Below are 14,438 nucleotides of genomic sequence, written 5' to 3'. Positions count from 1 at the left end.
ACGAAGTTTGAGGGAACTGATGAGTTATAGGAATATCCTGGCCGTCGCGCTGGTCGCGGGTGCATTGATTTCGTGCGGCGGCGGCGGCAGTCCGGGCCTGCCTCCCGCGACGCCACCCGCCACGGGTACTGGATCTGGCGGCTCGACCGACCAGGCCCCGGCGGCCGCTGCGGCGAAGGTCACGGTCGACGTGTTCAATGGAAGCGGTGCTTCGACCACGTCCATCTCCGGCGTGGAGATCGCGCAGGTCAAGGCGGTGCTCAAGGATGCCAAGGGCGCGCCGGTGCCCGGGGCCATCGTTACCTTCAGCGAAGCCGGCGGGTCGCTTTTGACCTATTCCCCGGCCTCCAAGACGGCGCTGACGGACGCCACCGGCACGGCCGTGGTGGAAATCCGTGCGGCCTCCTCGTCGAACACGGGCGCGACGGCCGTGGCCGCGGCTGGGATGGTCGCTGGTGTGGCGGTCACCTCGCAAAAGGCCATCGCGATTACCAGCGCGCCTTCGAGCGGTACGACCGATCCGCAGATCCTGGCGAGCGCCATCAACTTCCTCGACGTCAATCCGGCGGACAGCTCGATCGTCCTCAAGGGCTCGGGCGGCAACGGCCGACTGGAATCCGCGACCCTCCGGTTCCGGATCGTGGACTCGAACAACAGTCCGGTGAAGGGCGCTGCCGCGACTTTCTCGGTCACGCCGGCCGCGAACGTGACCTTGAATATTCCGACCGCGACCAGCGATTCGGACGGTGTGGTGGTGACAACGGTTTCCTCGAAGAGCGTTGCCACGGCAGTGGTCGTCAAGGCCACCATCGACGGCAAGACCATCAGTACACAATCGGACCAACTGACCGTGACCACCGGCGTGGCGACCCAATCGGGCTTCGACATGTCTGCGAGCAAGTACAACCTGAATCTCAACAAGACGGGCGACAAGTCGACTGTCACGGTCCGGGTTCGAGACGCCAACGGCAATCCCGTGGCAGACGGCGTGCCGATCGTCTTCACCGCCGACTATGGCGTGGTGGGTACTTCGACTCGCGGTGGCTGCGTGACATCGGGCGGTGCATGCTCTGTGGATTACCTCGTGCAGGATCCGCGGCCTGCGGATGGCATGCCGGCAACGGTGACCGCGACCACCCAATTGGGGGATGGCACGGCGATTGGCAAGCAGCTCTTGTTCCGCATGGTTGATGCAGCGTTGCTCGACGTATTCAATGCCAGCACCAATGGAGTGCCAGTCACGACTGTGAATGCGAACGGTTGCGCGGCCCAGACGTTCTCGTACTTCGTAGGCACGCCTGCCAACTTCCCGCCGGCGGCGGGCACGACGATCGCCATCAAGCCGGTGACGTCGGGGTTGAAGGCCACGCTGAAGTCAGCGTCGCCAGTCTCGGATCTGCTCAATCCGGTGCCGAGCCGTGTTGGGCTGGACTTCGAACTCGACCTGAGCGCGTTGCCGACCAATGCGTGCACTGGCACGGGTAACACTGCGCAGGCCCAGTTCGACGTCGAATTCAGCGTGGACGGCATCGTGACGAAGCAACGGCTGACGGTGAACTACGCCAAGTAGTTCCAGGCAGCGGCGGCGCCATCGCCGCCCGAGGCCTCCGGATGCTTCGGCACCCGGAGGCCTTTGTACATTCGGCTCCCGGTCATCCGGGATGCTATCTTTTGCATCTTCTATGCAAACCATCGACTCGCGCACCAGCCCCCAGAGCCCCGCCATTCCGCGCCCGTCCGCGACGGGGCAATAGCATGGCGGTCGCACTCGTCGGCTTGCCCGGCGCCGGCAAATCCGCGGTAGGCCGGCGCCTTGCGCAGCGCCTGCAGCTTCCCTTCATCGACAGCGATCATGTGATCGAGGACCGGATCGGCTGCTCGATCCGGGATTTCTTCGAGCGGGAGGGCGAGGCCAGCTTCCGCGATCTGGAGCAGACAGTCATCTCGGAGTTGGCCGCGACGCCCCATGGCGTGGTGGCGACGGGTGGCGGTTCCGTCTTGCGCGAGGTCAACCGGACGCAATTGCACTCCAGCTTCCACGTGATCTACCTGCGTTCGGCGCCCGAGGAACTCTTCCGCCGCCTGCGACACGACGTGAAACGTCCGTTGTTGCAGGTCGCAGATCCCCTGGGGCGGCTGCGCGAACTCTATGACGCGCGCGATCCGTTGTATCGCGCCACGGCCCATGACGTGGTCGAAACGGGCCGTCCCACCGTCGCCATGCTGGTGAACTTCATCGTCATGCAACTGGAACTGGCCGGCATCGCTTCGCCCGGTCCCGAAGGGGATCTGCCGGAGTGAACCGGGCCGTGGCGGCATGGACCTAAACTCGGGGCCATGCGATTGGCCATCCCCACTGAACGCGTCGAGATCCAGCTCGGCGAGCGCAGCTACCCGATATTGATCGGCAGCGACCTGCTCGGAGATCCGGGCAACTTCGCGGCCTTGCCGTCAGCGGCAACGGCCCTGATCGTCACCAACATCACCGTTGCCCCCCTCTACGCCGAGACGCTGCGTACGGCGCTCGCCGGACGCTTCCGCCAGGTGCACGTGCTCCAATTGCCCGACGGCGAGGCGCACAAGGACTGGCAGACGCTCAACCTGATCTTCGACGCCCTGCTGGGTCACGGCAGCGACCGCAAGACCGTCCTGTTCGCGCTGGGCGGCGGGGTCGTTGGCGACATGACCGGCTTTGCCGCCGCGAGCTACATGCGCGGCGTGCCTTTCGTCCAGGTCCCGACCACCTTGCTGGCGCAGGTCGATTCCTCGGTCGGCGGCAAGACAGCCATCAACCATCCGCTGGGCAAGAACATGATCGGCGCGTTCTACCAGCCGCAACTCGTGTTGTGCGACCTGGCGACGCTGGCAAGCCTGCCGCCGCGCGAACTGAGCGCCGGGCTGGCCGAAGTCATCAAGTACGGCCCCATCTACGACATGGCCTTCATGACGTGGATCGAAGACCACATCGACGCCCTTGTCGCGCGCGAACCATCGGCGCTGGCGCATGCCGTCAAGCGAAGCTGCGAGATCAAGGCTGCGGTCGTCGGCCAGGACGAACGGGAGGCGGGCCTTCGCGCGATTCTCAACTTCGGCCATACCTTCGGACATGCGATCGAGTCGGGTCTGGGCTATGGCGAGTGGCTCCATGGCGAGGCCGTGGGTTGCGGCATGGTCTTGGCCGCGCACCTGTCGCAGCGCTTGGGCGGCATCGACGCGGCCTTCGTGCAACGGCTGACCGCGCTGATTCTTCGCGCCGGTCTTCCCGTGATCGCGCCTGCGCTCGGCGCCGAACGCTATCTCGAACTGATGCGCATCGACAAGAAGTCGGAAGGCGGCGAGATCCGCTTCGTGGTGATCGACAAGCCGGGCTCGGCCGTCGTGCGAGGCGCGCCCGAAGCGATGGTGCGCGAGGTGCTTGCGCAATGTTGTTCCGCCTGAATCTCGCGCCCTACGCATCCGATCCCGCCGTGTCGCGCGGACGCAGGCACCCCGAGCCGCCGGCACCGACGCGCGACGCGTTCCAGCGCGACCGCGATCGCATCGTGCATTCGACGGCGTTCCGCAGGCTGGTCTACAAGACACAGGTGTTCCTCAACCACGAAGGTGACCTGTTCCGGACGCGACTGACCCATTCGCTCGAGGTCGCGCAGCTAGGTCGCTCGATTGCGCGCTCACTCCAGCTCAACGAGGATCTGGTGGAGGCGATCGCCCTGGCGCACGACCTGGGGCACACCCCGTTCGGGCACGCCGGGCAAGACGCGCTCGACGATTGCATGCGGGATCACGGCGGCTTCGAACACAACCTGCAGAGCCTGCGTGTCGTGGACGAACTCGAACAGCGCTACCCGCAATACGATGGCCTCAACCTGAGCTTCGAGACGCGCGAGGGCATCCTCAAGCATTGTTCGCGCGCCAACGCCGAGCGCATCGAGGCGGCGGAGCCGGGCGGCGTCGGGCGACGCTTCTGTGACCGCACCCAACCCGGGCTCGAAGCGCAGTTGTGCAACCTTGCCGACGAGATCGCCTACAACGCACACGACATCGACGACGGGGTGAGATCAGGATTGATCAGCATCGAGCGTGTGAGCGAGGTGCCCTTGTTCGACCGCTATTGTCGCGAGACACTGGCAGAGTATCCGCAGTTGCAGGGGCGGCGAGTGCTCTATGAAGCGATCCGGCGAATGCTCAGCGCCCAGGTGTACGACGTGATCGACGCGACGCGCAGTGCCCTCGAAGCCGTCGCACCGATCGACGCCGATGCGGCGCGCCGTTCGACGCCGCTGGTGCTTTTCAGCGAGACCATGCGAGCCGAATCCACCGAGCTCAAGCGCTTCCTTTTTGGCAACCTGTATCGGCACGAGCGCGTGGTGCGGACTGCCGATCAGGCGCAAGGGGTGGTTCGCGCATTGTTCGATGCGTACCTGGCCAATGCGGCGGAGATGCCGGAGGGCTATGGACAGCGCATGGACCGGCATCGCACGGTGGCGGACTATATTGCCGGCATGACCGATCGATTCGCGATCCGCGAATCCGAACGCCTCACGGGGCGTCGGTGGATTCAATGAACGGCACATCGATCCCGCAGGCTCGCATTCCCGTCGCCGCGCTGGCTGTTGTCGCTGCGGGCGTTGCCGCGGCATTGCATATCGGCAAGCTGCCGCCCGCGGTGCCGGCGCTGCAATCCGGTCTGGGCATCGGACTCGTCGAAGCGGGCTTCCTGTTGTCCCTGATCCAGGTGGCAGGCATGACGCTCGGCATCTTCATCGGCCTGGCAGCAGACAGCATCGGCTTGCGGCGCAGCATGCTGGCGGGGTTGACGCTCGTCTCGCTCGCGAGCGTTCTCGGCGGATTGGTGGGCGTCTGGATCACTGACGGCGCAAAGGCTCTGCCGTGGTTGCTCGCGCTGCGTGCGCTCGAAGGACTTGGATTTCTGCTGGCGGTGATGCCCGGCCCTGGCCTGGTTCGCGCCATGACGCCTCCCGGTGCGGAGAAGGCGGCGCTCGGGATGTGGGGTGCGTACATGCCACTGGGCGTGGCATTGGCCCTGTTGCTGGGGCCGGCGCTGATCGATTCGGCAGGCTGGCAAGGTTGGTGGTGGGCGCTCGGCGTCGTCTCCGGGGCGGCAGCAATCTGGGTGGCACTGGCGGTGCCCGGCGACAAGACCCGGCGGCAGGCGACCGCGTCGGCTGACGGCTGGTCATTGCGCCTGCGTGCCACTGTCGGTGCTGGCGGGCCGTGGACGCTGGCACTCGCCTTCGCCGTCTACTCTTCGCAATGGATGGCGGTGATCGGGTTCCTGCCAGCCATCTACGCCGATGCTGGCGTACCCGTGGGCTGGAGCGCGGCGCTGACCGCATTGGCAGCGGCCGCCAACATCATCGGCAACGTGACGGGTGGCCGCCTCCTTCAGCGAGGCGTGGCACCGGATCGCCTGCTGCGCTGGGGCTTCGTCGTCATGGCGCTGGGCAGCGTGGCCGCCTTTGCGCAACTTGGCCACCCCCACGATGCACTCAGCCTGCCGCCGGCGCTGCGCTACCTCGCCGTGTGCATGTTCTCGCTGGGCGGGGGTGTCGTGCCGGCGACGCTGTTCATGTTGAGCGTGCGGCTCGCGCCGGGCCCTTCCACCGTGTCCACGACCGTCGGCATGATGCAGCAGGCATCGTCGCTGGGTCAGTTCATCGCGCCGCCGCTCGTTGCCTGGATCGCGCATCGGATGGGGGGATGGCAATGGACCTGGGTCATCACGCTTGCATGCTCGCTGGTCGGTATGGCGCTCGCAGCGCGACTGTCGCCCGTCATCGCTCGAAGGGGCGTCGCATGAACACGGTGACCATTTCATCAACCCAGGCCGAGGCCGACACGCGGCGTTGGCTGGAGCGCGCGGTGATCGGCCTGAATCTTTGTCCCTTTGCCAAGGCGGTTCATGTCCGGGGGCAGGTGCACTACGCCGTCTACCTGCCGAGCGAAGAGGGCGCCCTGATCGATGCACTGCTCGCAGAAGCGGACGCGCTGGCCGAATGCGAGCCGGTCGAGCGTGACACCACACTCTTGATCGCGCCCAACACCTTGGCCGACTTTCTGGACTTCAATGATCTCGCGGCGCGTGCCGAACGACGACTCGCGCGCGAGGGCTACGAAGGCCAGTTTCAACTCGCGACCTTCCATCCCCGTTTCCAGTTCGCCGGCACCGACGCCGACGACATCACCAATGCGACCAATCGTGCACCGTATCCCACGCTTCACTTGCTGCGCGAGGACAGCGTGAGCCGCGCCGTCGATGCCTTCCCCGATGCCGAAGCCATCTTCGGTCGAAACATCGAGACACTGGAGGCGCTGGGCGAGGCAGGTTGGACCGCCCTCGACGTCGGGCCTGGAGGCGGGGCGCAATGAGCAAGTTGGCCAAGGCCGCGAAAGCCGAAGCGGAGGTCATGAGCGAACTGCGCCCCGGCCAGTCGGTCGAGTTGCTCAAGGAATTGCACATCCTCACGCGAGAGGGCCGGCTCAACCAGGACTCGCGCCGCAAGCTCAAGCAGGTCTATCACCTGTTCCAGTTCATCGAGAAGCTTCTTCGCGAGTTGCCGGGAGACGGTGCGAACGCGACGCTTGCCGATCACGGTGCCGGCAAGTCGTACCTGGGCTTCATCATCTATGACCTGTTCTTCCGGGAACGCGGTGGCGGGCATGTGTACGGAATCGAGACGCGCGCGGACCTCGTTGAAAAGTCGCGCTTGCTGGCCGAACGACTGGGATTCGACCGCATGTCCTTCCTCAACCTGACCGTGGCCGAGTCGGCCAATGCGTCCGCCATGCCGGCCCGGATCGACGTCGTGACTGCGCTCCATGCGTGCGACACCGCGACGGACGACGCGATCGCTTTCGGCCTTGCGAAAAAGGCACGCTTCATGGTCCTGGTGCCTTGCTGCCAGGCCGAGGTTGCCGCCTGCCTGCGCCAGACGAAGGCGCTCGCGCTGTCTCGCACGCCACTGGCGGAGTTGTGGCGCCATCCGCTGCACACGCGAGAGATCGGCAGCCAACTGACCAACGTGCTGCGCTGCCTCTACCTCGAGGCCAACGGCTACCAAGTCACGGTGACCGAACTGGTGGGCTGGGAGCACAGCATGAAGAACGAACTCATCATCGCTCGCCACACCGGGCAGCAAAAAGACAGTGCGGCAGCGCGGCTCCGCGAATTGCTAGCCCAGTTCGGACTGGAGTCGCTGTTGGAGACGCGCTTCCGGCTGCCCTGAGCCTTCGCGCCCGTTCACGTCATGGCACGCCTGCCTCGTCTCACGCTGGCCGATCACCCGCACCACGTCATCCAGCGCGGCAACAACCGGCAAGCGGTCTTCGTTGATCGCGATGACCGCGAGTTCTTCCTGAGCCTGCTCGGCGAGAACGCGGCACGATTTGCCGTCGCCTTGCACGCGTACGTGCTGATGGACAACCATTTCCACCTGCTTGCGACGCCTTCGACGGCGGACGGACTGCCGCAATGGATGCAGGCTGTCGGGCGGCGCTACGTGCGGTATTTCAATGGCCGGCACGGACGGACCGGCACCTTGTGGGAAGGGCGCTACAGATCAACCCTGATCCAGACCGAGCGCTACCTGCTGCCATGCATGGCCTACATCGACCTCAACCCGGTTCGAGCCGGCATGGTGGCCGAGGCGCGCGACTATCCCTGGTCCAGCCACGGGCACTACGCCGGATTGCGTCACGACAAGTTCCTGACTCCCCATCCCCTTTACTGGGGACTCGGCAACACGCCCTTCGCGCGTGAGGCCGCATATGCCGAATTGGTGCAGAACGGCATCTCGGGTGCCGATTACGCCGTGTTGACCGACGCCACGCTGCGTGGCTGGGCCGTTGGCGACCGGGATTTTCTCCATTCGTTACAGAAAACCACGGAGCGGCGCGTGCTCAAGGCCCGTCCGGGGCGGCCGCCGACCCGACGGGTCGAGTAGAGAACCTGCCGGGAGACTTATGGCACCTCAGTATCGTGCTCATGTTTTTGATGTGTCCCCATTTAAAATCCGAGCAATCCAATCGGAATTTAATATTGATCTGACCCCATTTAATCCATTTGGCATTATTTGTGCAAAGCAATATGCTCCTTTTCCCTGCGAAAACTGAAGGAGCACGCCCATGACGACGGCTGCCGAGATCCAGCATCTCCAAGAACACGGTCTTTATTCCGCTGCTGACGAACACGATGCCTGCGGCGTCGGCTTCGTCGCTCACATCAAGGGCGAAAAGAGCCACGCCATCGTGCTGCAGGGCCTGAAGATTCTCGAGAATCTCGATCACCGCGGCGCGGTGGGCGCCGACAAGCTGATGGGCGACGGTGCCGGCATCCTGATCCAGCTGCCCGATCTGCTGTACCGCGAAGAAATGGCCAAGCAGGGCGTCGCACTCCCGCCGCCTGGCGAATACGGCGTCGGCATGATCTTCCTGCCCAAGGAGCACGCCTCGCGCGAAGCCTGCGAGCAGGAAATGGAGCGCGCCATCAAGGCCGAAGGTCAGGTGCTCCTCGGCTGGCGGGACGTGCCGGTCAACCGCGAAATGCCCATGTCGCCGAACGTGCGTGCCAAGGAGCCCCTGTTGCGCCAGGTGTTCATCGGACGCGGCAACGACGTGATCGTTCAGGACGCCCTGGAGCGCAAGCTCTACGTCATCCGCAAGACCGCGAGCGCGAACATCCAGCGCCTGAAGTTGAAGCACAGCAAGGAATACTACGTTCCGAGCATGTCGAGCCGCACGGTGGTCTACAAGGGCCTGCTGCTGGCCGACCAAGTTGGCACCTACTATCTCGATTTGCAAGACAAGCGCTGCGTTTCGGCCTTGGGCCTGGTACACCAGCGCTTCTCGACCAACACCTTTCCCGAGTGGCCGCTGGCCCACCCGTACCGCTATGTCGCGCACAACGGCGAAATCAACACCGTCAAGGGCAACTACAACTGGATGAAGGCGCGCGAAGGCGTCATGTCCTCGCCCGTCCTTGGTGCGGACCTGCAGAAGCTCTATCCGATCAGCTTCCCCGGCCAGTCCGACACCGCGACCTTCGACAACTGCCTCGAGCTCCTCACCATGGCCGGCTACCCGATCAGCCAGGCCGTGATGATGATGATTCCCGAGCCGTGGGAGCAGCACGCGACGATGGACCCGCGCCGTCGCGCCTTCTATGAATACCACGCCGCCATGCTGGAGCCGTGGGACGGCCCCGCCTCGATCGTGTTCACCGACGGCCGCCAGATCGGCGCCACGCTCGACCGAAACGGCCTGCGCCCCTCGCGCTACTGCGTGACGGACGACGACCTCGTCATCATGGGTTCCGAATCCGGCGTGCTGCCCGTGCCCGAGCAGAAGATCGTGCGCAAGTGGCGCCTGCAGCCCGGCAAGATGTTCCTGATCGACCTCGAACAGGGCCGCATGATCGACGACGAGGAGGTCAAGGCGACCCTCGCCAACGGCAAGCCCTACAAGCAGTGGATCGAGAACCTGCGCATCAAGCTCGACAGCGTCGAGGCCGAGACGGTGCAGGCGCCGCCGAGCCAGGTCAGCCTGCTCGATCGCCAGCAGGCATTCGGCTACACGCAGGAAGACATCAAGTTCCTGATGAGCCCGATGGCCGCGGCCGGCGAAGAAGGCATCGGTTCCATGGGCAACGACAGCCCGCTGGCCGTGTTGTCCAACAAGAACAAGCCGCTCTACAACTACTTCAAGCAGTTGTTCGCGCAGGTGACGAACCCGCCGATCGACCCGATCCGCGAGGCGATCGTGATGTCGCTCGTCTCCTTCATCGGCCCGAAGCCGAACCTGCTGGACATCAATCAGGTCAACCCGCCCATGCGGCTCGAAGTGAGCCAGCCGATCCTCGACTTTGCCGACATGGCGAAGCTGCGCGACATCGGCAAGTACACGCAGGGCAAGTTCAAGAGCTACACGCTGGACATCACCTACCCGCTCGGCTGGGGCGACGAGGGCGTGGAGGCCAAGCTGGCTTCGCTGTGCGCCGAAGCGGTCGATGCCATCAAGGGCGGCCACAACATCCTGATCGTGAGCGATCGGGCGGTCGGCCCGACGCAGGTCGCGATCCCGGCGTTGCTGGCGCTGTCGGCCATCCACCAGTACCTCGTGCGTGAAGGCCTGCGGACCACCGCCGGCCTCGTGGTCGAAACGGGCTCGGCCCGCGAAGTCCACCATTTCGGCGTCCTGGCGGGCTACGGCGCGGAAGCGGTGCATCCGTACCTGGCCATGGAAACGCTGGCTGCCATGCACGAAGACCTCTCCGGCGACCTGAGCGCGGAAAAGGCCATCTACAACTACGTGAAGGCGGTCGGCAAGGGCCTGTCCAAGATCATGTCGAAGATGGGTGTCAGCACCTACATGAGCTACTGCGGCGCGCAGCTGTTCGAGGCCATCGGCCTCAACAGCGGCACTGTCGCGAAGTACTTCACCGGCACCGCGAGCCGGGTGGAAGGCATCGGCGTCTTCGAGATTGCCGAGGAAGCGATCCGTATGCACAAGGCCGCTTTCAGCGACGACCCGGTGCTCGCCCACATGCTCGATGCTGGCGGCGAGTACGCCTGGCGCACACGGGGCGAGGAGCACATGTGGACGCCCGACGCGATCGCCAAGCTCCAGCACAGCACGCGTGCCAACAACTTCAACACGTACAAGGAATACGCGCAGATCATCAACGACCAGAACCGCCGCCATCTCACGCTGCGCGGCCTGTTCGAGTTCAGGATCGATCCTGCGAAGGCGATTCCCGTCGACGAGGTCGAGCCCGCAAGCGAAATCGTCAAGCGTTTCGCCACGGGCGCGATGTCGCTCGGCTCCATCAGCACCGAAGCGCATTCGACGCTGGCCGTCGCCATGAACCGCATCGGCGGCAAGAGCAACACCGGCGAAGGCGGCGAAGACCCGAATCGCTACCGCAACGAGCTCAAGGGCATCCCCATCAAGGTGGGTGACACGCTCAAGAGCGTGATCGGCGAAGCCAACGTCGAAGTCGACCTTCCGTTGAAGGATGGTGACTCGCTGCGTTCGAAGATCAAGCAGGTTGCGTCGGGCCGCTTCGGTGTCACGGCCGAGTACCTCGCGTCCGCCGACCAACTGCAGATCAAGATGGCGCAGGGCGCGAAGCCCGGTGAAGGCGGCCAGCTTCCGGGTGGCAAGGTCTCCAACTACATCGGCCAGTTGCGCTATTCGGTGCCTGGCGTCGGCCTGATCTCGCCACCGCCGCACCACGACATCTATTCGATCGAGGATCTGGCTCAGCTGATCCACGATCTCAAGAACGTCGCGCCGCACGCGAGCGTCAGCGTCAAGCTGGTGAGCGAGGTGGGTGTGGGCACGATCGCGGCCGGCGTCGCCAAGTGCAAGAGCGATCACGTTGTGATCGCCGGCCATGACGGCGGCACCGGTGCTTCGCCCTGGTCGTCGATCAAGCACGCGGGCAGCCCGTGGGAAATCGGCCTTGCAGAGACGCAACAGACGCTGGTGCTCAACCGCCTCCGCGGCCGCATCCGCGTGCAGGCCGATGGCCAGATGAAGACCGGCCGCGACGTCGCCATCGGCGCGCTGCTCGGCGCCGACGAGTTCGGCTTCGCGACGGCCCCGCTGGTGGTCGAGGGCTGCATCATGATGCGCAAGTGCCACCTCAACACCTGCCCGGTGGGCGTGGCCACGCAGGACCCGGTGCTCCGCAAGAAGTTCTCGGGCAAGCCCGAGCACGTGGTCAACTTCTTCTTCTTCGTCGCCGAGGAAGTTCGCCAGATCATGGCCCAACTGGGCGTGCGCAAGTTTGACGACCTCATCGGCCGTGCCGACCTGCTCGACACCAAGCAGGGCATCGAGCACTGGAAGGCGCGCGGCCTGGACTTCAGCCGCCTCTTCGCACAACCGAACGTGCCGGCCGATGTGCCCCGCTTCCACGTCGAGAACCAGGACCACGGGCTGGAGAAGAGCCTGGACAACAAGCTCATCGAGCGTTCGCGTCCGGCCATCGACAAGGGCGAGAAGGTCCAGTTCATCGAGGTGGCGCGCAACGTAAACCGTTCCGTCGGCGCCATGCTCTCGGGCGCGTTGACCAAGGTCCATCCCCAAGGCCTGCCCGACGACTCCATCCGCATCCAGCTCGAGGGCACGGGCGGCCAGTCCTTCGGCGCCTTCCTGGCACGTGGCATCACGCTGTACCTGATCGGCGATGCCAACGACTACACCGGCAAGGGCCTGTCGGGCGGCCGCGTCGTGGTGCGACCGAGCCTGGACTTCCGCGGCGAGGCCACGCGCAACACCATCGTCGGCAACACCGCGCTCTACGGCGCGACCACCGGCGAAGCCTACCTTTGCGGCGTGGCGGGCGAGCGCTTCGCCGTCCGTCTGTCGGGCGCGACCGCCGTGGTCGAAGGCACGGGTGACCATGGCTGCGAGTACATGACTGGCGGAACAGTCGCTGTGCTCGGCAAGACCGGTCGCAACTTCGCCGCCGGCATGAGCGGCGGCGTCGCCTTCGTCTATGACGAGGACGGCCAGTTCGCCTCGCGCTGCAACCTCTCGATGGTGTCGCTCGACAAGGTGCTGACTTCCGCCGAGCAGGCCGCGAGCGTGCATCGCAAGGTGTGGCATGAAGGCGAGACCGACGAGGCGCAACTCAGAAAGCTGCTGGAAGACCACCACCGCTGGACCGGCAGCAAGCGTGCGCGCGAGCTGCTCGACACCTGGGCCATTTCGCGGACGAAGTTCGTCAAGGTCTTCCCGAACGAATACAAGCGCGCACTGGCCGAGATCCATGACCGCGAGGTCGAGCTCACCAGCAGCGGCAACAACGCGCACGCGGGCATGGAGCCGCACGCCGCCACGGCCGCCAAGCCGGTGGCAGCCGTCTGACAGCCGCAACAACGAAGAACAGAGGACAGCACGATGGGAAAAATCACCGGGTTCATGGAGCACGAGCGCATCGAGGAGGGCTACAAGCCCGTCGACGAGCGGGTCAAGCACTACAAGGAATTCGTCGTCGGGCTCGACGAGGCGCAGGCCAAGGTGCAGGGCGCGCGTTGCATGGACTGCGGCACGCCGTTCTGCAACAGCGGCTGCCCTGTCAACAACATCATTCCGGATTTCAACGACCTGGTCTATCGCAGCGACTGGCAGAGCGCTTTCGTCGTGCTCGACTCGACCAACAACTTCCCTGAATTCACCGGCCGCATCTGCCCCGCGCCTTGCGAGGCGGCCTGCGTGCTCAACGTGAATGACGACCCGGTCGGCATCAAGTCGATCGAGCACGCGATCATCGACCGCGCATGGGACGAAGGCTGGGTGGCTGCGAGGCCGGCCAAGCACAAGACCGGCAAGAAGGTCGCGGTCGTCGGTTCCGGGCCGGCCGGCATGGCGGCGGCGCAGCAACTGGCGCGCGTCGGCCACGACGTGACGCTGTTCGAGAAGAACGACCGTATCGGCGGCCTGCTGCGCTACGGCATCCCCGACTTCAAGATGGAGAAGGTGCACATCGATCGCCGCGTCGAGCAGATGAAGGCCGAAGGCGTGAGCTTCCGGACCAGCGTGATGGTCGGCGCTGCCAAGGATCCGCTGGGCAAGGGCTCCAAGGTCACGAACTGGGCCAAGGAAATCGTCACGCCCGAGCAGCTCGACAAGGAGTTCGATGCCGTGCTGCTGACCGGCGGCGCGGAGCAATCGCGCGACCTGCCGGTGCCTGGCCGCGATCTCGACGGCATCCATTTCGCGATGGAGTTCCTGCCGCAGCAGAACAAGATCAACGCCGGCGACAAGGTCAAGGGCCAGCTCCGCGCCGACGGCAAGCATGTGATCGTGATCGGTGGCGGCGATACGGGCTCCGACTGCGTCGGCACCAGCAATCGCCACGGCGCCGTGAGCGTCACGCAGTTCGAACTGCTGCCGCAACCACCCGAAGAAGAGAACCGCCCGCTGACCTGGCCCTATTGGCCCTACAAGCTGCGCACGAGTTCCAGCCACGAAGAAGGCTGCGAGCGCGAGTTCGCAATCTCGACCAAGGAATTCATGGGCGAGAAAGGCAAACTCACCGGCCTGAAGACCGTCCGCGTGGAGTGGAAGGACGGGAAGATGGTCGAGGTGGCCGGCAGCGAGCAGATACTCAAAGCGGACCTCGTGCTGCTGGCGATGGGCTTCGTGAGCCCGGTCGGCAACGTGCTCGACGCCTTCGGTGTCGCCAAGGACGCGCGCGGCAATGCCAAGGCCACTGTTGATTTCGTCGGCGGCTATGCGACCAATGTGCCGAAGGTGTTCGCTGCAGGCGACATCCGCCGCGGACAATCGCTGGTGGTCTGGGCGATCCGCGAAGGACGCCAGGCGGCACGCGCCGTGGACGAATTCCTGATGGGATTCAGCGACCTGCCGCGTTGACGTCCTGGGGGCTGCGGGACACGGATGCCCGC

The 14,438-nt window shown here is 65.0% G+C and carries 10 protein-coding genes; all 10 read left to right on the top strand.

The features are described from left to right. Positions 1 to 19 precede the first annotated feature (19 nt). The 10 genes from AC1D3B_RS08940 to AC1D3B_RS08895 all read left to right on the top strand — a co-directional run bounded on the left by AC1D3B_RS08940 (position 20) and on the right by AC1D3B_RS08895 (position 14,406). A complete protein-coding gene (locus AC1D3B_RS08940) occupies positions 20 to 1,570 on the top strand; it encodes an Ig-like domain-containing protein (protein ID WP_478190292.1) in 1,551 nt (516 codons plus the stop codon). Between the two features lie 185 nt (positions 1,571 to 1,755). Then, the gene (locus AC1D3B_RS08935; RefSeq protein WP_478190291.1) at positions 1,756 to 2,301 is read left to right on the top strand and encodes a shikimate kinase; all 546 of its coding nucleotides are present in this window, start codon (positions 1,756 to 1,758) and stop codon (positions 2,299 to 2,301) included. 36 nt (positions 2,302 to 2,337) lie between these two features. Continuing rightward, complete coding sequence (gene aroB / locus AC1D3B_RS08930; protein WP_478190290.1) at positions 2,338 to 3,438, top strand: 3-dehydroquinate synthase; 1,101 nt, start codon at positions 2,338 to 2,340, stop codon at positions 3,436 to 3,438. Continuing rightward, positions 3,423 to 4,565: a deoxyguanosinetriphosphate triphosphohydrolase gene (locus AC1D3B_RS08925; RefSeq protein WP_478190289.1), complete on the top strand. Its 1,143-nt coding sequence runs from the start codon at positions 3,423 to 3,425 to the stop codon at positions 4,563 to 4,565. Before aroB ends, AC1D3B_RS08925 begins: the two co-directional genes overlap by 16 nt. Then, the gene (locus tag AC1D3B_RS08920; protein WP_478190288.1) at positions 4,562 to 5,821 is read left to right on the top strand and encodes an MFS transporter; all 1,260 of its coding nucleotides are present in this window, start codon (positions 4,562 to 4,564) and stop codon (positions 5,819 to 5,821) included. The genes AC1D3B_RS08925 and AC1D3B_RS08920 overlap by 4 nt, the downstream gene beginning before the upstream one ends. Then, positions 5,818 to 6,390, top strand: coding sequence for a DUF1415 domain-containing protein (locus AC1D3B_RS08915; protein ID WP_478190287.1), 573 nt, complete (start codon positions 5,818 to 5,820; stop codon positions 6,388 to 6,390). Before AC1D3B_RS08920 ends, AC1D3B_RS08915 begins: the two co-directional genes overlap by 4 nt. Then, the gene (locus AC1D3B_RS08910) at positions 6,387 to 7,247 is read left to right on the top strand and encodes a class I SAM-dependent methyltransferase (RefSeq protein WP_478190286.1); all 861 of its coding nucleotides are present in this window, start codon (positions 6,387 to 6,389) and stop codon (positions 7,245 to 7,247) included. Before AC1D3B_RS08915 ends, AC1D3B_RS08910 begins: the two co-directional genes overlap by 4 nt. 21 nt (positions 7,248 to 7,268) lie before the next feature. Continuing rightward, positions 7,269 to 7,964, top strand: a complete 696-nt coding sequence (locus AC1D3B_RS08905; RefSeq protein WP_478190285.1) for a transposase — start codon at positions 7,269 to 7,271, stop codon at positions 7,962 to 7,964. Positions 7,965 to 8,145: 181 nt separating this feature from the next. Further along, entirely contained in the window at positions 8,146 to 12,894 is a 4,749-nt protein-coding gene (locus AC1D3B_RS08900; RefSeq protein ID WP_478190284.1) for a glutamate synthase-related protein, read from the top strand. A gap of 33 nt (positions 12,895 to 12,927) precedes the next feature. Continuing rightward, positions 12,928 to 14,406 (top strand): glutamate synthase subunit beta, encoded by a 1,479-nt coding sequence (locus AC1D3B_RS08895; protein WP_478190283.1) that lies wholly within the window; start codon positions 12,928 to 12,930, stop codon positions 14,404 to 14,406. The last annotated feature ends 32 nt before the right edge of the window (positions 14,407 to 14,438 follow it).

Source organism: Variovorax sp. P5_A3 (assembly GCF_056400665.1).
The sequence above is the reverse complement of the archived record's forward strand: the minus strand, read 5'-3'. Positions and strand labels throughout refer to the sequence as shown.

What these genes read in the sequence shown, in the direction of transcription:
- AC1D3B_RS08940 (WP_478190292.1), top strand. Translation starts at nt 20, where the DNA reads ATGAGTTATAGGAATATCCTGGCCGTCGCGCTGGTCGCGGGTGCATTG.
- AC1D3B_RS08935 (WP_478190291.1), top strand. Translation starts at nt 1,756, where the DNA reads ATGGCGGTCGCACTCGTCGGCTTGCCCGGCGCCGGCAAATCCGCGGTA.
- aroB (WP_478190290.1), top strand. Translation starts at nt 2,338, where the DNA reads ATGCGATTGGCCATCCCCACTGAACGCGTCGAGATCCAGCTCGGCGAG.
- AC1D3B_RS08925 (WP_478190289.1), top strand. Translation starts at nt 3,423, where the DNA reads ATGTTGTTCCGCCTGAATCTCGCGCCCTACGCATCCGATCCCGCCGTG.
- AC1D3B_RS08920 (WP_478190288.1), top strand. Translation starts at nt 4,562, where the DNA reads ATGAACGGCACATCGATCCCGCAGGCTCGCATTCCCGTCGCCGCGCTG.
- AC1D3B_RS08915 (WP_478190287.1), top strand. Translation starts at nt 5,818, where the DNA reads ATGAACACGGTGACCATTTCATCAACCCAGGCCGAGGCCGACACGCGG.
- AC1D3B_RS08910 (WP_478190286.1), top strand. Translation starts at nt 6,387, where the DNA reads ATGAGCAAGTTGGCCAAGGCCGCGAAAGCCGAAGCGGAGGTCATGAGC.
- AC1D3B_RS08905 (WP_478190285.1), top strand. Translation starts at nt 7,269, where the DNA reads ATGGCACGCCTGCCTCGTCTCACGCTGGCCGATCACCCGCACCACGTC.
- AC1D3B_RS08900 (WP_478190284.1), top strand. Translation starts at nt 8,146, where the DNA reads ATGACGACGGCTGCCGAGATCCAGCATCTCCAAGAACACGGTCTTTAT.
- AC1D3B_RS08895 (WP_478190283.1), top strand. Translation starts at nt 12,928, where the DNA reads ATGGGAAAAATCACCGGGTTCATGGAGCACGAGCGCATCGAGGAGGGC.